This window comes from Burkholderia sp. LFS061, assembly GCF_047978125.1.
Taxonomy (GTDB): domain Bacteria; phylum Pseudomonadota; class Gammaproteobacteria; order Burkholderiales; family Burkholderiaceae; genus Burkholderia; species Burkholderia pyrrocinia_C.
This window is the reverse complement of sequence record NZ_JBFPFS010000014.1, coordinates 63,474-81,493: the sequence shown is the minus strand read 5'-3', so window position 1 is coordinate 81,493 and position 18,020 is coordinate 63,474. Positions and strand designations below refer to the sequence as shown.

General features: G+C 68.9%; 15 protein-coding genes. 5 read left to right on the top strand and 10 right to left on the bottom strand.

Going from position 1 to position 18,020, the window contains the following annotated elements:
- Positions 1 to 116: 116 nt before the first annotated feature.
- Entirely contained in the window at positions 117 to 1,001 is an 885-nt protein-coding gene (locus ACNQQL_RS15360; RefSeq protein WP_034183984.1) for a LysR family transcriptional regulator, read from the top strand.
- A 30-nt stretch (positions 1,002 to 1,031) separates the two neighbouring features.
- Here ACNQQL_RS15360 and eutC read toward each other — a convergent pair whose 3' ends face one another.
- The 4 genes from eutC to ACNQQL_RS15340 form a co-directional block, all read right to left on the bottom strand.
- Positions 1,032 to 1,826 carry an ethanolamine ammonia-lyase subunit EutC gene (gene eutC, locus ACNQQL_RS15355; RefSeq protein WP_347064597.1) on the bottom strand — a complete coding sequence of 265 codons (795 nt, stop codon included), beginning with the start codon at positions 1,824 to 1,826 and terminating at the stop codon, positions 1,032 to 1,034.
- On the bottom strand, positions 1,823 to 3,220 hold the full coding sequence (locus ACNQQL_RS15350) for an ethanolamine ammonia-lyase subunit EutB (RefSeq protein ID WP_347064596.1): 1,398 nt from the start codon (positions 3,218 to 3,220) through the stop codon (positions 1,823 to 1,825). Before ACNQQL_RS15350 ends, eutC begins: the two co-directional genes overlap by 4 nt.
- Before the next feature lie 95 nt (positions 3,221 to 3,315).
- Positions 3,316 to 4,728 carry an ethanolamine permease gene (gene eat / locus ACNQQL_RS15345; protein ID WP_347064595.1) on the bottom strand — a complete coding sequence of 471 codons (1,413 nt, stop codon included), beginning with the start codon at positions 4,726 to 4,728 and terminating at the stop codon, positions 3,316 to 3,318.
- A 240-nt stretch (positions 4,729 to 4,968) separates the two neighbouring features.
- Positions 4,969 to 6,429 (bottom strand): mechanosensitive ion channel, encoded by a 1,461-nt coding sequence (locus ACNQQL_RS15340; RefSeq protein ID WP_204425309.1) that lies wholly within the window; start codon positions 6,427 to 6,429, stop codon positions 4,969 to 4,971.
- A 275-nt stretch (positions 6,430 to 6,704) separates the two neighbouring features.
- On the opposite strand from ACNQQL_RS15340, the gene ACNQQL_RS15335 reads away from it, so the two are divergent.
- A complete protein-coding gene (locus ACNQQL_RS15335) occupies positions 6,705 to 7,583 on the top strand; it encodes an AraC family transcriptional regulator (RefSeq protein WP_347064594.1) in 879 nt (292 codons plus the stop codon).
- 115 nt (positions 7,584 to 7,698) lie between these two features.
- Here ACNQQL_RS15335 and ACNQQL_RS15330 read toward each other — a convergent pair whose 3' ends face one another.
- A complete protein-coding gene (locus ACNQQL_RS15330) occupies positions 7,699 to 8,064 on the bottom strand; it encodes a zinc ribbon domain-containing protein (RefSeq protein WP_347064593.1) in 366 nt (121 codons plus the stop codon).
- Positions 8,065 to 8,074: 10 nt separating this feature from the next.
- Positions 8,075 to 10,699, bottom strand: coding sequence for a heavy metal translocating P-type ATPase (locus tag ACNQQL_RS15325; protein ID WP_347064592.1), 2,625 nt, complete (start codon positions 10,697 to 10,699; stop codon positions 8,075 to 8,077).
- Positions 10,700 to 10,780: 81 nt separating this feature from the next.
- Here ACNQQL_RS15325 and cadR point away from each other — a divergent pair, with 81 nt between their 5' ends.
- A complete protein-coding gene (gene cadR, locus ACNQQL_RS15320; protein ID WP_034183852.1) occupies positions 10,781 to 11,212 on the top strand; it encodes a Cd(II)/Pb(II)-responsive transcriptional regulator in 432 nt (143 codons plus the stop codon).
- Between the two features lie 68 nt (positions 11,213 to 11,280).
- The gene (locus ACNQQL_RS15315) at positions 11,281 to 11,853 is read left to right on the top strand and encodes a PadR family transcriptional regulator (protein ID WP_347064591.1); all 573 of its coding nucleotides are present in this window, start codon (positions 11,281 to 11,283) and stop codon (positions 11,851 to 11,853) included.
- A gap of 45 nt (positions 11,854 to 11,898) precedes the next feature.
- Here ACNQQL_RS15315 and ACNQQL_RS15310 read toward each other — a convergent pair whose 3' ends face one another.
- The 4 genes from ACNQQL_RS15310 to ACNQQL_RS15295 form a co-directional block, all read right to left on the bottom strand.
- Positions 11,899 to 13,329 (bottom strand): FAD-binding oxidoreductase, encoded by a 1,431-nt coding sequence (locus tag ACNQQL_RS15310; RefSeq protein WP_347064590.1) that lies wholly within the window; start codon positions 13,327 to 13,329, stop codon positions 11,899 to 11,901.
- A 15-nt stretch (positions 13,330 to 13,344) separates the two neighbouring features.
- On the bottom strand, positions 13,345 to 14,133 hold the full coding sequence (locus tag ACNQQL_RS15305; protein ID WP_034183849.1) for an ABC transporter substrate-binding protein: 789 nt from the start codon (positions 14,131 to 14,133) through the stop codon (positions 13,345 to 13,347).
- 52 nt (positions 14,134 to 14,185) lie between these two features.
- On the bottom strand, positions 14,186 to 15,340 hold the full coding sequence (locus ACNQQL_RS15300; RefSeq protein WP_347064589.1) for a pyridoxal phosphate-dependent aminotransferase: 1,155 nt from the start codon (positions 15,338 to 15,340) through the stop codon (positions 14,186 to 14,188).
- 211 nt (positions 15,341 to 15,551) lie between these two features.
- Positions 15,552 to 16,220 (bottom strand): TetR/AcrR family transcriptional regulator, encoded by a 669-nt coding sequence (locus ACNQQL_RS15295; RefSeq protein WP_347064588.1) that lies wholly within the window; start codon positions 16,218 to 16,220, stop codon positions 15,552 to 15,554.
- A 120-nt stretch (positions 16,221 to 16,340) separates the two neighbouring features.
- Here ACNQQL_RS15295 and ACNQQL_RS15290 point away from each other — a divergent pair, with 120 nt between their 5' ends.
- Positions 16,341 to 17,993: an acyl-CoA dehydrogenase family protein gene (locus tag ACNQQL_RS15290; protein ID WP_347064587.1), complete on the top strand. Its 1,653-nt coding sequence runs from the start codon at positions 16,341 to 16,343 to the stop codon at positions 17,991 to 17,993.
- Positions 17,994 to 18,020: the final 27 nt, after the last annotated feature.

Below are 18,020 nucleotides of genomic sequence, written 5' to 3'. Positions count from 1 at the left end.
GCGACAGAAGATAAATCCGATTCAATCCGCGAAAAACCATGCGAAGTTCCGGATATAACGAACTAGAATTCCGCAATTCCCTGAGCCGCGCCCGTTGGCGCACGCACCTAGATTCGATGGAAAACCTGACCGGCATCGTCGCCTTCGTCCGCACCGCCGAAGCGCTGAGCTTCGTCGCGGCCGGCCGCGCGCTCGGCATCTCGGCGTCGGCGGTCGGCAAGACGATCGCGAAACTCGAGCAGTCGCTCGGCGTGCGCCTGTTCAACCGCACGACGCGGCGCGTCACGCTGACTGAAGAGGGGCGGCACTTCTACGAACGCTGCCAGCGGATCCTCGAGGATTTCCGCGATGCGGAAGCGACCGTGACGGCATCGGCGCAGCGCCCGCGCGGCAAGCTGCGCGTGAGCCTGCCGGTGATCGGCTACCGCTTCCTGCTGCCGGTGCTGCCCGAGTTCCGGCAGCGCTATCCGGACGTCGAGCTCGATCTCGACTTCAACGACCGGATGGTCGACGTCGTCGAAGGCGGCTTCGACGCGGTGATCCGCAGCGGCCCGCTGTCGGATTCGAGCCTGATGTCGCGGCGGCTCGGCCCGTTCGCATTCGTGCTGTGCGCGACGCCCGCGTATCTCGCGCAGGCCGGCACGCCGCACACGCCGCGCGATCTCGAAGCGCACGAATGCGTGCGCTACTGCTTCCCGACCACCGGCAAGCTGCAGGACTGGGCGCTCGCGGCCGACGACGGCACGCCGCTGAAGCTGCGCACCGCAATGACCTGCAACAACATGGAAGCGCTGCGCGGCACCGTGCTCGCGGGGCTCGGCATCGGCTACATGCCCGATTTCCTCGCGCGCGACGCGCTCGAACACGGCGCGCTCGTGACCGTGCTCGACGACTACCGGATCGCGCCGGGGCAGTTCTCGATCGTGTGGCCGTCGAGCCGGCAGTTGTCGCCGAAGCTGCGCGTGTTCGTCGATTTTCTGTGCGAGCGGTTGTTCAGGTAGCCGCCCCGCACGCAGTCGCGCAGCGCGCTGTCACACCGCGCCGATCCGCTCCGCTTGCGCCGGCGGCAGCAGCGCGTCGCTGTCGTCCTTCAGCCCGACGCCCGTCAGCTGGAGCCTGCGCGCCTGCGTCATCAGGTAATGGAGCTTGTGCGCGGCGGCCGCGTGCGGCAGCCCTTCGGGCCGCACGTTCGAGATGCAGTTGCGCAGCGCGTCGTGGCAGCCGACCTTCGGCGCCCACGTCAGGTACACGCCGAGGCTGTCCGGCGAGCTGAGCCCCGGCCGTTCGCCGATCAGCATCGCGACGACCTTCGCGCGCAGCAGCTCGCCGATCTCGTCGCCGAGCGCGACGCGCGCCTGCTTTGCGACCACCACCGGGCCGATCCGCCAGCCGTCCGCGTCGAGCCTTGGGCGCACGGCCTGCAGCAGCGGCAGCGCCTGCTTCGCGGCCGCGAACGCCGACAGCCCGTCGCCGACCACGAACACGACGTCGGGCGCATCGTCGAGCGCAGCGCCGTAACCGGCCAGCAGCCCGCGGCTGTCATCGGAAAGCTTGCGACCGAGATCGGGCCGGCGCAGATAGTGGTCGCGGTCCGGCGCGGCGCTCTGCACGCCGAGCGTCGGCAGCAGGCCGGCCGCCTCGATCTCGCGCCGCAGCGCGTCCGCGTCGAGCGGCTGGTGCACGGCGTCGCGCGCCTGCGCATGCGACAGGTTGAAAGCCAGCAGCGGCGCGGTCGGCAGGCTGTTGCCCGCGCGGCCGAGCGCGATTCGCGCGTTCGTGAACGACTTCAACTGGCCCCACGGATTCTTTTCGACGGCATCGCTCATGCTGACAACCCCATCCAATCGTTCGCGCCGGCCAGGAGCGGCACGCGGGCCGACGCGGCGCGCAGCGCGCCGTGCGCATCGGCGATCTCCATCGTCTCCAGCCACTCCTCGAACTCCGGCGCGCGGCGCAGGCCGAGCACCTCGCGCACGTAGAGCTGGTCGTGAAACGACGTGCTCTGGTAGTTCAGCATCACGTCGTCCGCGCCCGGAATCCCCATGATGAAGTTGATGCCGGCCGCGCCGAGCAGCGTCAGCAAGGTATCCATGTCGTCCTGGTCGGCTTCCGCGTGGTTCGTGTAGCAGATGTCGCAGCCCATCGGCACGCCGAGCAGCTTGCCGCAGAAGTGATCCTCGAGCCCCGCGCGGATGATCTGCTTGCCGTCGTACAGGTATTCGGGCCCGATGAAACCGACCACCGTGTTCACGAGGAACGGCTCGAACTTGCGCGCAACCGCATACGCGCGCACTTCGCAGGTCTGCTGGTCGACGCCGTGATGCGCGTTCGCCGACAACGCGCTGCCCTGGCCCGTCTCGAAGTACATGAGATTGTTGCCGACGGTGCCGCGCTTCAGCGACAGCGCGGCCTCGCGCGCCTCGCCGAGCAGCGCGAGCGAGATCCCGAAACTCGCGTTCGCCTTCTCGGTGCCCGCGATCGACTGGAATACGAGATCGACCGGCGCGCCCTTCTCGATCGCCGCGATCGTGTTGGTCACGTGCGTGAGCACGCACGACTGCGTCGGCACGCCGTAGCGTTCTCGGAACCCGTCGATCATCGCGAGCAGCTTCACGATCGCCGCGAGGCTGTCGGTCGCCGGGTTGATGCCGATCATCGCGTCGCCGCAGCCGTACATCAGCCCGTCGAGCATCGACGCGGCGATCCCCTTCACGTCGTCGGTCGGGTGGTTCGGCTGCAGCCGAACCGACATCCGGCCGGCCAGCCCGACCGTGTTGCGAAAGCGCGTGACCACGCGGCGCTTGCGCGCGGCCGCGATCAGGTCCTGGTTGCGCATCAGCTTCGACACGGCCGCGACCATCTCCGGCGTGAGGCCCGGCGCGATCCGTTCGAGCGCCGCGCCGTCGGCCGCGGGCGACAGCAGCCAGTTGCGGAAATCGCCGACGGTGAGATGCGAGATTTCCGCGAACGCGGCAGCGTCGTGATCGTCGACGATCAGGCGCGTGACCTCGTCGTCTTCATACGGGATCACCGCTTCGTTCAGGAACGCCTTCAGCGGCACGCCCGCGAGCGCGATCTTCGCGGCGACGCGCTCCTCCTCGCTCGCCGCCGCGACGCCGGCGAGCTGGTCGCCGGAACGCAGCGGGCTCGCCTTCGCGAGCAGCATCTTCAGGTCCGCGAAGCGGTACGTGCGCGGACCGATCGTCTCCGTGTAGGACATCGTGCGAGTCTCCTTCCTTGCCAAAAGCCGACGGCGCGCCCGTTCGACGGGGCGCGCCGGATGCCGTCAGGAACGGCCGTTCACCTTCGTCATGCTCACTCCTCCAGCAGCGCTTCGCCGGGCGCGCTCGCGCGCTGCGAACGGGTCGCGAGGAAGTACGCGTAGCCCACCGCGAGGAAGCCGACGAACACCAGCGCGACCAGCCCGTTGAAGTACACCATCGTGCCGAGACAGACGAGCGCCGCAAGAATCGCGAATGCCGGGAAGATCGGGTACAGCGGCGCGCGGAACGGCCGCGCCATGTTCGGCTGCGAGCGGCGCAGCTTGAACAGCGACGCCATGCTCACGATATACATCACGATCGCACCGAATACCGACATCGTCACGATGTTCGCGGTCAGCGTCTGGCCGCCGAACTGGATCAGCTCGTCGCTGTAGATCGCCGCGATGCCGACCACGCCGCCCGCGAGGATCGCGCGATGCGGGGTCTTGAAGCGCGGATGCACCTTCCCGAGCCACTCCGGCAGGTAGCCTTCGCGGGCCAGCGCGAAGATCTGGCGCGAATAGCCGAGGATGATCCCGTGGAACGACGCGACGAGCCCGAACAGGCCGAGCCACACGAGCATGTGCATCCAGCCGCTGTTGGCGCCGACGATGTACTTCATCGCCTGCGGCAGCGGGTCGTTGATGTTCGCGAGCTTGGTCCAGTCGCCCGCGCCGCCGGCGAACACCATCACGCCGATCGCGAGCGCGACGAGGGTCAGGATCCCGGCCACGTAGGCGATCGGAATCGAGCGCTTCGGGTTCTTCGCTTCCTCGGCGGCCATCGCGACGCCCTCGATCGCGAGGAAGAACCAGATCGCGAACGGGATCGCCGCGAACATCCCGTGGAATGCGCCGACGCTGAAATGATCGGCGCCCGACCAGCCGCCCTTCATGAAGTTGCTCCACGTGAAGCCCGGCGACACGACGCCCATGAACACCAGCAACTCGAAGATCGCGAGCAGCGTGACGACGAGTTCGAACGTCGCGGCGATCTGCACGCCGACGATGTTCAGCGCCATGAACACGAGATACGCGCCCATCGCCGCGTGTTTCGGTTCGAGCCCCGGAAACTGCACGTGCAGGTATGCGCCGATCGCGAGCGCGATCGCGGGTGGCGCGAACACGAACTCGACGAGCGTCGCGGCGCCGGCGAGATAACCGCCCGTCGGGCCGAATGCACGGCGCGCATACGCGAACGGGCCGCCCGCGTGCGGGATCGACGTCGTCAGCTCGGTGAAGCTGAAAATGAAGGTCGTGTACATCGCCGCGACGAACAGCGCGGTGACGACGAAGCCCAGCGTCCCGGCGCTCGCCCAGCCGTAGCTCCAGCCGAAGTATTCGCCGGAAATCACGAGGCCGACCGCGATGCCCCACAGTTGCCAGGTCCCGAGCGTCTGCTGCAGCGCGGGCTGGCCGGACGACTTGGCGCCGGCGGCGGGCCGGCCATTCGACTCTGCTTTCATCGGACTCTCTCCTCAAATGCGCCGGGCCTGACGGCCTGCGCGACTGAGAATCGATGCTAGAGAGTCATTAAACGACGTGTTATCGAAATTCGGCAAAGATCGCGGCTGACATTTCGCTGACGGAAACGCCGAGCCCGGCCGCGCGAAGCGCTCCGATGCACCGGGCGCGCACGCCTGACCGCCCCCTGCGGCCACCGCCGCCGGCCGCGCGAAGCGGCCGGACGGATGCGCGCGGCCGGCTTACTGGCCGCTGCGCTGGTTGAACCAGCGGTCGAGCAGTTTGCCGGCCGCTTCGCGGCCGCCGAGGCCGAACGACAGCGCGACGGCCACCGCGATCGCGCCGAGCACGAGGCCGAACGCGAGCTGCACGATCTCGTTCGCGATGCCCATCGCGCGCAGCCCCATCGCGAACACGAGGCCGAGGATCGCGAATTGCGCGATGCGCGCGAACAGCACGCTGTGCTCGCGATCGGCCTGCTCGATCACGCGGCGCGCGAGGCCCGCGAGCCACACGCCGATCACGAGGATCACGCCGCCCATCAGCACATGGCCGCCGAATTCGATGAACAGCGTGACGACGTCGCGCACCTGCGAGAAGCCGAGCCGGTTCGCGGCTTCGACCGACGCGAACAGCATCGCGAAAAACACGATCAGCCGCGCGACCAGCACCGACGGCTGCAGGATCCCCGAGAACACGCGTTCGACGCCGAGCACGGCCGGCAGCCCGTCGGCGCCGGCGGCTTCCAGCAGCTTCTGCGCGAGCGACGCGACGAAGCGCGCGAAATAGAACGTGACGAGCACGATCACGATCGCCGCGACGATGTCCGGCACCGCGCCGAGGAACTGGTTCAGCATGTTGGTCGCGGGGCCCGAGATCGCGTCGATCTTCAGCGCGTCGAGCGCGGAGATCAGCGTCGGCACGAACACGAACACGTAGACGATCGTGCCGATCAGGCTCGACACGCGCACCGGCGTCGGGCTGTCGAGACGCTGCGTGAGGCGGTCGGCGCCGGCGGCGACGAGCAGGTTCGTCACGAGGCCGCGCAGCACGCGCGCGACGACCCAGCCGACGAAGCCGATCACCGCGGCCGCGAACAGGTTCGGCACGATCGCGAGCAGTTTGTCGACCATCCCCTGCACCGGCGACAGCAGCCCCGACAGCGCGAACGACGCGAGGATCGCCGGCAGGAACATCAGGATCACGAGCCAGAACAGCACGTCGCCGAGATAACCGCTCATCGGCTGCATGCCCGCGCCTTCGGACAGCTTGTCGTCGATCTTGCTCGCCTTCAGCGCGCGGTTCGCGAGGCTGCGCAGCAGCGACGCGATGAGCCACGCGATCAGCGTCAGCGCCGCGCCGCCGATCAGGTTCGGCAGGTAGTTGACGATGTGCGTGACGAGCAGCGAGAACGGATTTGAAACCGCGTACAGGTTGAGCACGTTGAAGATGCCCACCGCGGTGACGAGCAGCACGAGCCAGAACAGGCCGCCGGCGATGATCCGCTCGACGTACGCGCCCTGGCCGGTGCTTTCGTTGATCCGCTGATCGACCTTCAGCGCGCTGAGCAGGCGCAGCGCGCCGGCCCGCGCCACCACCGCGATCAGCCAGCCGATCACCAGGATGCCGATCGCGCCGGCGATCTTCGGCAGATATCCGCCTAGCGTGGTCTGCAGCGACGTGATGAAGCTGGAAGCATCCATTTCTTGTTCTCCCGAAAAACGTGGCGTTGCGATTGAACATCGACGAACTACCTGCGTACTTCGAATGGTGTGCGTTGCCGCTTGAGCAACTTACCCGAGAAAAATGACGCCTTCACCCGATTTCACCGTCTTTAACTTTAGTCATAGATCGCAGGGGGACAAGACCCCATTTCGGCAAATAAAAAGGGGCGGATTTGTCGGCCGCTACGCATTTCCGCAAGATTTATCCATTCGGGCCATGCTACCGTGGCTTCGGTTCTTGCCCGGACACGCCGATGACAGTCGAAACGAAAACCGACAAACCCGCGTGGGTCCGCTATGCGGCCAGCGTGGCGCGCGTCCACGAATACATCCGCGCGCACCTCGACGGCCCGCTCGACCTGAACCGGCTCGCCGAAGTCGCGTGCCTGTCGCCGTATCACTGGCAGCGCGTCTACCGCGCGCTGTACGGCGAGTCGATCGTGCTGACGGTGCGGCGGATGCGGATCGTGCGCGCGTCCGAGGATCTCGTCTGCACGGCGCGGCCCATCGACGAGATCGCGCGGCGCGCGGGCTACGGTTCGACGCACGCGTTCGCGCGGGCGTTTCGCGACGCATACGGCGTGCCGCCCGCGCAGCACCGGCGCACGGGCGTCCACCGGCCCATCTATCCGCTACAGAGAGGAGAGGAAGACATGTTCAAGCATGAAGTCGAGATCCGGCGCCTGCCGGAACTGCGCGGCTACGCGGTGGCGCACACCGGCGCGTACCTGAAGGTCGGCGACGCGTTCGCGCGAATCGGCGCATGGGCCGGGCAACACGGGCTGATCGCCCCGGGCGCGAAGATGATCGGGATTTTCTACGACGATCCGGACACGACACCGGAAGCGCAGCTGCGCGCGAAGGCCTGCTTCATGCCGGCCGACGGCACGCCGGACGTCGAGCCCGTGCCGCCCGTCGAACGTGCGACGGTAGCGGGCGGCGAATACGCGGTGCTGCTGCATACGGGGCCGTATGCGGACCTGAAGACGGCCTACCAGTGGCTCTACGGCGACTGGCTGCGTCACTCGGGCCGCGAGGCCGCCGACGCGCCGCCGTTCGAGCTGTACCTCAACACGCCGATGGACGCGGCGCCGGCCGACCTGCGCACCGAGATTTACCTGCCGCTGCGCTGATCGAAGGGCCCGTGCGCCGGCGCGAGCCGGCGCGCTGTTCCAAGGCGATGTCCGTTGCGGGCGCCATGCCGTCGTTGGCGGTTCCGATGCCGGCAACCAGGCCGGCGATTGCGCGTCAGCCGGCCTGCGTCCCGCAGCCCGGGCAGAAGCGCGCGTCGGCGGCCAGCGCCGCGTGACAGCGGCTGCAAGCCTTGGCGCGCTGCGACGCGCCGCACTGCGCGCAGAAACGCGCATCCGCCGCGTTGAGCGCGCCGCAGCCCGCGCAGGCGAGCTGGCTCAGCGGCATGTTGCCGCCTTGGCCGACTTGACCATCGGCCGGCGCCTGCCAGCCCCAGCCGTGACGATCGCGACCGTGCGCATCGTGGCCGCCGTGCCCGTCCCGGCGCTGCCCGCCGTGATGCCCGCCGCCGCCGCCGCCACCGCTACTGCTGTTGCTGTGCCCGCTGCCGTGCCCACCCAGGATCCGTTTCAGAAAACTCATCGCACGCTCCTCAACGCGTGGCCTGCGCGCCGCCGAACGCCCCTGAGGACGACAGCAGCCGCAAGCCGTTGGCGACGACGATCAGGCTCGCGCCCGCGTCCGCGAATACCGCCATCCACATCGTGCCGAGCCCCGCGACCGTGAGGCCGAGGAACACGATCTTCACGCCGAGCGCGAAACCGATGTTCTGCACCAGCACGCGGTGCGTCGCGCGCGACAGCCGCACGAACGCGGGAATCTTGCGCAGGTCGTCGTCCATCAGCGCGACGTCGGCCGTCTCGATCGCCGTGTCGGTGCCCATCGCGCCCATCGCGAAACCAATGTCGGCACGCGCGAGCGCCGGTGCGTCGTTGATCCCGTCGCCGACCATCCCGACCGCGCCCGCGCCGCCAGCCGACAGTTCCTCGACCGCCGCGAGCTTGTCTTCGGGCAGCTGGTTGCCGCGCGCGTCGTCGATGCCGGCCTGCTGTGCGATGGCTTGCGCAGTGTGCGGGTTGTCGCCCGTCAGCATCGCGGTGCGGATGCCGAGCGCGTGCAGATCCGCGATCGCGTCGCGGCTCGTGTCCTTGATCGTGTCGGCCACCGCGAAGATGCCGAGCACGCGCGCGTCGTCGACCAGCACCACGACGCTCTTGCCCTGCCGCTCGAGCGCATCGAGCTTCGTTTCGAGGGCCGGCGAGCAGCGCTCGAGTTCCTCGACGAGCCGATGGTTGCCGAGCCAGTAGCGCGCGCCGTCGATCGTGCCGCGCACGCCGCGCCCGACCAGCGCTTCGAAGTCCTGCACATCGGCGAACGCCGCCGTTCCGGCGTCGCGCGCCGCGGCTGCGATCGCCTGCGACACCGGGTGATCCGAGCGCGCGGCGAGGCTCGCGCCGAGGTGCCGGATACGCTCGGCATCGACGGCGGTCGCATGCGCGTCGAAGTCGGTCTGCACCGGCTTGCCGTGCGTGATCGTGCCGGTCTTGTCGAGCGCGAGCCACGCGAGCTTGCGCCCTTCTTCCAGATAGACGCCGCCCTTCACGAGAATCCCGCGCCGCGCCGCGGCCGCGAGCCCCGACACGATCGTCACCGGCGTCGAGATCACCAGTGCGCACGGGCACGCGATCACGAGCAGCACCAGCGCGCGGTAGATCCAGTCGTGCCACGCGCCGCCCATCACGAGCGGCGGCACCACCGCGACCAGCAGCGCGACCGCGAATACGATCGGCGTGTAGACGCGCGCGAACTGGTCGACGAAGCGCTGCGTCGGCGCCTTCGCGCCCTGCGCCTCCTCGACCGCGTGGATGATCCGCGCGAGCGTCGAGTTGGCAGCGACGGCCGTCACGCGGTATTCGAACGAACCCGCTTCGTTGATCGTGCCTGCGTATACGGCATCGCCGGCCGTCTTTTCGACAGGCAGGCTCTCGCCGGTGATCGGCGCCTGGTTGACCGTCGAGCGGCCCGCGACGACTTCGCCGTCCAGCCCGATCCGCTCGCCCGGCTTCACGCGCACGACCGCGCCGAGCGCGACCTGCGCGGCCTCGATCATGCGCCACGATCCGTCGGCATCCTGCACGGTCGCGGTGTCCGGCGCGAGCTGCATCAGGCCCTGGATCGCATTGCGCGCGCGGTCGAGCGACTTCGCCTCGATCAGCTCGGCGATCGTGAACAGCACCATCACCATCGCGGCTTCCGGCCACTGGCCGATCGCCATCGCGCCCGTCACCGCGATGCTCATCAGCGCGTTGATGTTCAGGTTGCCGTTGCGAATCGCGATCCAGCCTTTCTTGTACGTGGTGAGCCCGCACGCGAGCACCGCCGCGAGCGCGAGCGCCGCCGACAGCCACACCGGCGAGCCGGCCCAGGTCGCCCCCTCGGACGCGATCGCGGCGACGCCCGCCAGCGCCAGCGGCCACCAAGGCTTCGCGGGCACGTCGGCGACACGCGCTGACGGCGCGCCGGCCGCTGCGGCCTCGGGCGTCATCCCAAGCGTGCGGATCGCGCTTTCGATCGCCGGCTGGGCGTCCGGCACGTGCTCGACGGTCAGCATCCGCTGCATCAGGTTGAATTCGAGCGCCGATACTTCGCTCATCCCGCCGAGCTTCTTGCGGATCAGCGTTTCCTCGGTCGGGCAGTCCATCTGCATGATCCGGAACACGGAGCGCACGTGGCCCGACGCGGTCGCCTGCGCGACCGGCAGCGGTGCGAGCGTCAACGCAGCCGGCGCGCAGCAGTCGCCGGCCGCATGGTCGTGGTCGTGGTCGTGGTCGTGGTCGTGGTCGTGGTCGTGGTCGTGGTCGTGGTCGGCATCGTCGTGCGCGGCGTGGTCGTGCGAGCACGCCGCGCCGTGTACATGCGCGTCGCCATGTGCATGATCGTGGCCCGCATCGCCGTGCGCAGCATCGTCGTGCGAGCACGCGGCACCGTGCCGATGTGTGTCGCCGTGTGCATGGTCGTGATCGTGCCCCTCACCGCCGCTGCGGCCGTGATCATGGTCGCGGCCGCGCGATGCGGCGTCGCCATGCGCGTGCTCGCCGGCCGCCGGCGCCGCGTCGGCAACGGTCGCCGCGTGCGTGTCGCGCGCGTCGACGCAGCACGTGTCGGCGCCGCCGGCATGGCGGTGTCGTGGGTCGTGGGTACGCTGGGCGTCGGTCATGACAACCTCCTTTATGGCTTGACGGTGTAGAGTTAACACCCTGAAGCCACTACAAGGTCAACCCTTACACGGGAGAAAGGCATGAAGATTGGCGAACTGGCCAAAGCGGCCCGCTGCACCCCCGAAACGATCCGTTTCTACGAAAAAGAGGGGCTGATGCCGGACGCAGAGCGCACCGACGCGAACTACCGCAACTACACCGACGTGCACGTCGAACGGCTGCGCTTCATCCGCAACTGCCGCGCGCTCGACATGGCGCACGACGAGATCCGCGCGCTGCTGCGGCTCACCGACACGCCGGCCGACCGCTGCGATTCGATCAATTCGCTGCTCGACGACCACATCGGACACGTCGACGCGCGCCTCGCGGAACTCACGCATCTGCGCGACCAGCTCACCGAATTGCGCCGCCAATGCGTTGGCGAACATTCGGTCGAGGATTGCGGAATCGTGCATGGTCTCGCGACGATGGAAACCGTCGCGCCGGCCGCGAAGCGCTCGCACCTCGGCTGAAACCCTTGTGAAATAAGATAGTCTGATTGAAAATAGTTATATTCTTACTAGACATAGCATAACTATTCATGTCACCGAGCCGCCCGTCCCCGCTCGCACTGGCCGTCCTCGCGACGCTCACCGAAACGCCGATGCATCCATACGGGATGCTGCAGCAACTGAAGGCCCGCGGGTACGACGAAGTCGTCAACGTGCGGCAGCGCACGAGCCTCTACCAGACGATCGACCGGCTGCTGCGCGACGGGCTGATCGCCGTGCACGACACCGAGCGCGACGGCGCTTTCCCCGAGCGCACGCTGTATGCGCTGACCGAGGCCGGGCACACGGCGGGCCAAACGTGGCTGCATGCGCTGCTCGCGGAACCCGCGCGCGAATATCCGGTGTTCGGCGCCGGCCTCGCGTTCCTGCCGCTGCTCGATGCCGAAGATGCACGGCACCAGCTCGAACTCCGGATTGCCCGGCTCGACGCCGAGCGCGAGCGCCTGGAAGCGCTGCGCAACGCCGCGCAGGCCGACCAGGTGCCGCGCCTGTTCCTGCTGCAGAACGAACACGCGCTCGTGCTGCTCAATGCGGAGCTCGACTGGGCGCGCAGCGTCGTCGAACACCTGAAGATCGGCGCGCTGCGCTGGGTGGACGGCTGACAAGTCACGAAGGCCGATTCCCGCTGACAACGGGAATCGCCCCTGTCAAAGCACCTTGCCGGGATTCAGGATGCCACGCGGGTCCAGCGCGGCCTTCAGGCGCCGCATCAGCCCGATTTCCGCGTCGCTGCGCGTGTGCGCGAGATAAGGACGCTTGAGCGCCCCGATCCCGTGCTCGGCCGACACCGAGCCGCCCATGTCCCGCACCACCGCGTACACGCAGTGATCGAGCGCGTCGGCGTCCGCGTCGGTCATCCCGGCCAACGACACGCCGATATGCACGTTGCCGTCGCCGACGTGGCCGAAGAACAGGCACGTGAGCGCCGGCCAGCGCGAGCGCAGCGCCGCCTCGCAGCGTTCGGCGAACGCGCCGAGCTCGCCCGTCGGCAAACTCACGTCGAAGTTGACGAGCTGCGGCAGCGCATCGATCGCGAGGCCTTCGCGCAGCGTCCACAGGTCGCGCGCCTGCCGCTCCGACGTCGCGAGCACCGCATCGTCCACGAGCCCTGCGTCGATCCCCGCCGCGAGGCCGGTTTCCAGCGCTTGATGCGCATCGCCGCCCGGCGCGCTCGTCGCGCACTCGATCAGCACCGCGAAACCGCCGTCACCTGCGAACGGCGCGGCGACGCCCGGCGTGTGACGTGCGACGTAGTCGTAGAACGCCGGCCACATCGCCTCGAAGCTGACGACCTCCGGCAGCGTGCGCATTCGGTTCCACAAGCCGACCACCGCGTCGTAATCGCGCACGCGGCAGAGCGCGGTGGCCGGCGCGGCGAGCAACGGGTGCAGCCGCAGCACGGCGCGCGTGACGACGCCGAGCGTCCCCTCGCTGCCGATGAACAACTGCTTCAGGTCGTAGCCCGCGTTGTTCTTCAGCATGCGGTTCATCGACGACACGACCGTGCCGTCCGCGAGCACGGCCTCGAGCCCGAGCACCTGCTCGCGCATCATCCCGTAACGGATCGCGCGCGTGCCGCCCGCATTGGTCGCGAGCATGCCGCCGATCTGGCACGAGCCGCGCGCACCGAGATCGACGCCGAACGTGAAGCCCGCTGCTTCCGCAGCTTCCTGCACCGTCTGCAGCGGCGTCCCGGCGCGCACGGTCATCGTGCCGGCCGCCGCGTCGAGCGCTTCGATGCCCGCGAAGCGTTCCATCGACAACACGACCTCGCCGCCGAGCGCGACCGCGCCGCGCGCGAGCCCCGTCAGCCCGCCTTGCGGCACGACCGGCTGGCCGAGCCGCGTGCATAGCGCGAGCGTGCGCGACACGTCGTCGACGCTGCGCGGGCGCACCAGCGCACGCGGCCGCACGCCGGCCGGCTCGTTGTACGCGGTGAAGTAACGCGGATCGATGTCGGCCGCGCGCGTGACGAGCGCGTCGCCCAGTTCGGCGACGAGCATGGCGTCGAGCGCATCGTCCGACAATGGCGCGCCGCCCTGTTCGCCGCCCGCGGCGGCCGGGTTCGGGTTCTGCATCGCGCGCGGCCCCGCTTACTTCGTCGAGATGTCGATATCGCCGAAATACTTCAGGCCGAGCGACTTCACCGTGCCGTCCGCCTTCAGCTTGTCGATCGCCGCGTCGAGCTTCGCCTTCAGCGCGTCGTCGCCCTTGCGCAGGCCGAATGCGATGCCGCTGCCGAGGATCCGGTCGTCGTGCACGGGCTGGCCGACGAACGAGAAGCCCTTGCCGTCCGGGCGCGACAGGAAACCGCGCTGGCCGGACGGTGCGAGCACCAGTGTCGCATCGAGGCGGCCCGCCACGAGGTCCGCGTACGCCTGGTTCTGGTCCTGGTACGCGACGACCGCGACGCCGGCCGGTTCCCAGTGCGCCTTCGCGAAGGTTTCCTGGATCGACGCCTGCAGCACGCCGACGCGCTTGCCCTTCAGCGATTCGGGCGTCGGCAGCAGGCCGCTGCCGGTGCGCGCGATCAGCTGGGTCGGCACGCGATAGATGATCGTCGTGAAGTCGATCGCCTGGCGCCGCTGCTCGGTCGCGTTCATCGCCGAGTTGATCGCGTCGAACTTGCGGCCCTTCAGCGCGGGAATCAGGCCGTCGAACGACGTCTCGACCCATTTGCACGACAGCTTCGCCGTCTGGCAGACGGCATTGCCGACGTCGATGTCGAAGCCCTGCAGGTCGCCGTTCGGCGCTTTCGATTCGAACGGCGGGTATTGCGCCTCGAGGCCGAAGCGCAGCGTCTGCGTATCGGCGAGCGCCGCGCCGGAGCCGATTGCGCACGCGAGTGCGAATGCGAGTTTCAGGGTTGCCGTGTGCTTCATCGTGATCTCCTTGGTCTGGTCGATGCGACGTCCTCGTCGCCGGTTTCCTTGCTTACAGCGAACGCAGCCGCCGCGCGCCTTCGACCAGCGTCGCGTCGTCCTTCGAAAAACTGAGCCGGATCACACCGGCGTCGGTGCCGTCGGTATAGAACGCCGACAGCGGAATCGTCGCGACGCGCGCGTCGCGGATCAGGCGCAGCACGAAATCGCTGTCGCTTTCGTCCGAGAAGTGCCGGAAGCGCGCGAGCATGAAGAACGAGCCTTCGCTCGGCAGCAGCTCGAAACGCGAATCGGCCAGCTCGCGCGCGAGCAGGTCGCGCTTGGCCTGGTAGAACGCCGACAGGCCGAGATAGCTGTCCGGCCGCGCGAGGATCTCCGCGAACGCGACCTGCATCGGCGTGTCGGCCGCGAACACCATGAACTGGTGCACCTTGCGGATCTCGTCCATCAGTTCGGCGGGCGCCAGGCAATGACCGACCCGCCAGCCGGTCACGTGGAACGACTTGCCGAACGACGACACGATCACGCTGCGCTCGGCCAGCTCGCGGTGGCGCGCCACGCTCTGGTGCAGTGCGCCGTCGAACACGACGTGCTCGTAGACCTCGTCGGACAGGATCACGATGCCGGTGTCGCGCGTGAGCTGCGCGAGCCGCTCGAGATCGTCGGCCGAGAACACGGTCGCGGTCGGGTTGTGCGGCGTGTTCACGATGATCATCCGCGTGCGCGGCGTGATCGCCGCGGCCACCTCGTCCCAGTTCACGCGGAAATGCTCGGGCGACAGCTTGATCGCGACCGGCGTCGCGCCCTGCAGCCGCACGATCGGCGCATAGCTGTCGAACGACGGCTCGAAATAGATCACCTCGTCGCCCGGATGCACGAGCGCGCTGATCGCCGCGTACAGCCCTTCGCTCGCGCTCGCGATCACCGTGATCTCGGTCGCCGGGTCGTAGCGCGTGCCGTACAGCGCCTCGGTCTTCTCGGCGAGCCGCTCGCGCAGCGCCATCACGCCGGCCATCGGCGAGTACTGGTTGTGCCCGTCGCGCATCGCGCGCGCGACGCCTTCGACGAGCGCCGGATCGGGCGCGAAATTCGGCGCGCCCTGCGACAGGTTCAACGCATCGTGTTGCGCGGCAAGCTGGCCGATCACCGTGAAGATCGTCGTGCCGACGTCGGGCAGTTTCGAACGGGGCGCGGTGGCGCTTCGCATGACTCCTCCTTCTGATGTCCTTCGGGCTGGCCCGCGCGACACGCGCGGCCCTGCATCTGCCGCATGATTTAGCCCCAGCCAATATCGGCGGACAATCGAAAGTTCGTCATGGCGGCCATGCATTTTTCTCATGGCTTACGGTGTGAAGCACGCAGCAGCAAGGCTGAACTGCCGGCTTGATATGCGAATCAGGCATTACCCGTAGGGGATGCTACGCGCTCGCCGCCGCCAGATACGCGAGCAGCACGGCCCGCAGCTCGCCGCGCAGCGCGGCGAAGTCGAGCGCGGGCCCGAGCGTCAGCAATGCCTGCGAGAGGCCGCCGTAGCAGACCGCATGCGCCATCCGCGCGAGCCCGTCGAGCCGCGCGGCCGGCGGCGGATCGGCCGCGTGCGCGAGCGCGTCGCGCCACAGCGCGACATATGCGTCGTAATGCCGGCGGTATGCGGCGAGCGGCGACACCTGCCGCTCCAGCGCGAAGAACGCGCTCCACAGCGCGGCGTCGGCGCCGATCGCGTCGACCTGCAGGTCGACGAGCGCCACGGCGAGTTCCGCCCGCGGCGCGCCGCGCAGCCGCTCCGCCGCATCGCGCAGCCGGTCGGCCATCGCCAGCACATACCGGTGGATGCAGAGCGCCGCGAGGCTCTGCTTGTCGCCGAAATACTCGTAAAAGGTGCCGATGCTCACGCCCGCGACGGCCGCGATCTCGCGGATCGTCGCTTTTGCGTAGCCGCGTTCAAGCAAAAGCCGAACGAACGCCTGCTGCAGCGCGTCGGAGCTCGCCTGCGCGCGCGACTGGCGCGGCCGGCGGCGCAACGCGGGCGCGGGTTGCGCCGCCGGCTGGCCGGGCGGCGCCGGAACCTGAACATGTCGCGGCGGCATATTTGCTACTCTGGAATTCAGCAGGGAATGCGTTTACCGGGAGCCGGAACCAGCGCCGCAGCGCCATCCGTGTTGCATGACGCCGGCCGCCCGCGAAGCATGAGACCGGAGACAACCTCGATGACCGAATCGACTCACGCCGTCACGAACCAGTTCGACGAACTGGTCGACTATAACCTCTTCGCGACGGACGTCGCGCTGCGCGACGCGCTCGCCCGCGCCGGCGCCGACTGGGCCATGCCGCAGCTCGACGCGTACGGCGCGCGGCTCGGCAGCGCCGACACCGCGCAACTCGCCGACGAAGCGAACCAGCATCCGCCGGAACTGAACGCGTTCGACCGGCGCGGCCGGCGCATCGACCGCGTCGATTTCCACCCGGCGTGGCACGCGCTGCTCGGCCAGTACCGCCACGAAGGCTTCGTATCGCTCGCGTTCCGCGACACACGCCGCGGCCGCTGGGCCGCGACCGCGGCCGGCTTCTACCTGCACGGCCAGATCGAGGCCGGCACGCTGTGCCCGGCGACGATGACGCAGGCCGCGATTCCCGTGCTGCAGAAGGAGCCCGCGCTGTGGAACCTGCTGCGCGACAAGCTCTACAGCGACGACTACGATCCGCGCGACGTGCCGGTCGCCGACAAGCGCTCGATCTGGTTCGGCATGGGGATGACCGAGAAACAGGGCGGCTCCGACGTGCGCGCGAACACGACGCTCGCCACGCCCGTCGGCGCGGGCGGGCGCGGCGGCGAATACCTGCTGCGCGGCCACAAGTGGTTCTTCTCCGCGCCGATGTGCGATGCGCACCTCGTCGTCGCGCACACCGAAGGCGGCAGCCCGTCGTGCTTCTACGTGCCGCGCTGGCGGCCGGACGGCACGAAGAACGCGGTCGAGATCCAGCGGCTGAAGAACAAGGTCGGCAACCGCAGCAACTCGAGCAGCGAGATCGAGCTGAACGACGCGTGGGGGATCATGCTCGGCGACGAAGGCCGCGGCATTCCGACCATCATCGAGATGGCCACCTACACGCGGCTGAATTGCGTGCTCGGCAGCGCGGCGATGCTGCGCCAGGGCGTCGTGCAGGCGATCGCGTACACGCGCCAGCGCCACGCGTTCGGCCGCGCGCTCGCCGAACAGCCGCTGATGCGCACCGTGCTCGCCGATCTCGCGCTCGAAAGCGAAGCCGCGCTCGTACTCGCGATGCGCCTTGCCGACGCGTTCGAGCGCGACGACTCGCCGCGCGAACGCGCGTGGAAGCGCATCGTCACGCCCGCCGCGAAATTCTGGGTCTGCAAGCGCGCGGTCGAGCTGACCGGCGAGGTGATGGAAGTCTTCGGCGGCAACGGCTACGTCGACGACGGCCCGATCGCGCGGCTGTTCCGCGAGGCGCCCGTCAACTCGATCTGGGAAGGCTCGGGCAACGTGATGTGCCTCGACGTGCTGCGTGCGGTGTCGCGCGAGCCCGACTCGGCCGCCGCGCTGTTCGCCGAACTCGCCGACCTCGGCGCGGGCGAACCGCGCATCCGCACGGCGCTCGACGCGCTGCGCGCGATGCTCACCGCGCGTGCCGACACGCTCGAAGCGTCGGGCCGCGTGTTCGCGCAGCGGCTCGCGCTCGTCGCGCAGGCGTGCCTGCTGCGCCGCGATGCGCCGGCGGCCGTCGCCGACGCGTTCGTCGCGACGCGGCTCGCCGCGCCCGACTGGGGCCGCATCGCGGGCGGCTTCGATCCGCACGCGCTCGACGTCGCCGCGCTGCTGCAGCGCGCGTATCCGGCCTGACGCCGGTTCGCTCGCCTGAGTTCGCCT

Excerpts from the sequence above, each read along its gene's own strand:
- ACNQQL_RS15360 (WP_034183984.1), top strand. The coding sequence starts at position 117 with ATGGAAAACCTGACCGGCATCGTCGCCTTCGTCCGCACCGCCGAAGCG.
- eutC (WP_347064597.1), bottom strand. The coding sequence starts at position 1,826 with ATGAGCGATGCCGTCGAAAAGAATCCGTGGGGCCAGTTGAAGTCGTTC.
- ACNQQL_RS15350 (WP_347064596.1), bottom strand. The coding sequence starts at position 3,220 with ATGTCCTACACGGAGACGATCGGTCCGCGCACGTACCGCTTCGCGGAC.
- eat (WP_347064595.1), bottom strand. The coding sequence starts at position 4,728 with ATGAAAGCAGAGTCGAATGGCCGGCCCGCCGCCGGCGCCAAGTCGTCC.
- ACNQQL_RS15340 (WP_204425309.1), bottom strand. The coding sequence starts at position 6,429 with ATGGATGCTTCCAGCTTCATCACGTCGCTGCAGACCACGCTAGGCGGA.
- ACNQQL_RS15335 (WP_347064594.1), top strand. The coding sequence starts at position 6,705 with ATGACAGTCGAAACGAAAACCGACAAACCCGCGTGGGTCCGCTATGCG.
- ACNQQL_RS15330 (WP_347064593.1), bottom strand. The coding sequence starts at position 8,064 with ATGAGTTTTCTGAAACGGATCCTGGGTGGGCACGGCAGCGGGCACAGC.
- ACNQQL_RS15325 (WP_347064592.1), bottom strand. The coding sequence starts at position 10,699 with ATGACCGACGCCCAGCGTACCCACGACCCACGACACCGCCATGCCGGC.
- cadR (WP_034183852.1), top strand. The coding sequence starts at position 10,781 with ATGAAGATTGGCGAACTGGCCAAAGCGGCCCGCTGCACCCCCGAAACG.
- ACNQQL_RS15315 (WP_347064591.1), top strand. The coding sequence starts at position 11,281 with ATGTCACCGAGCCGCCCGTCCCCGCTCGCACTGGCCGTCCTCGCGACG.
- ACNQQL_RS15310 (WP_347064590.1), bottom strand. The coding sequence starts at position 13,329 with ATGCAGAACCCGAACCCGGCCGCCGCGGGCGGCGAACAGGGCGGCGCG.
- ACNQQL_RS15305 (WP_034183849.1), bottom strand. The coding sequence starts at position 14,133 with ATGAAGCACACGGCAACCCTGAAACTCGCATTCGCACTCGCGTGCGCA.
- ACNQQL_RS15300 (WP_347064589.1), bottom strand. The coding sequence starts at position 15,340 with ATGCGAAGCGCCACCGCGCCCCGTTCGAAACTGCCCGACGTCGGCACG.
- ACNQQL_RS15295 (WP_347064588.1), bottom strand. The coding sequence starts at position 16,220 with ATGCCGCCGCGACATGTTCAGGTTCCGGCGCCGCCCGGCCAGCCGGCG.
- ACNQQL_RS15290 (WP_347064587.1), top strand. The coding sequence starts at position 16,341 with ATGACCGAATCGACTCACGCCGTCACGAACCAGTTCGACGAACTGGTC.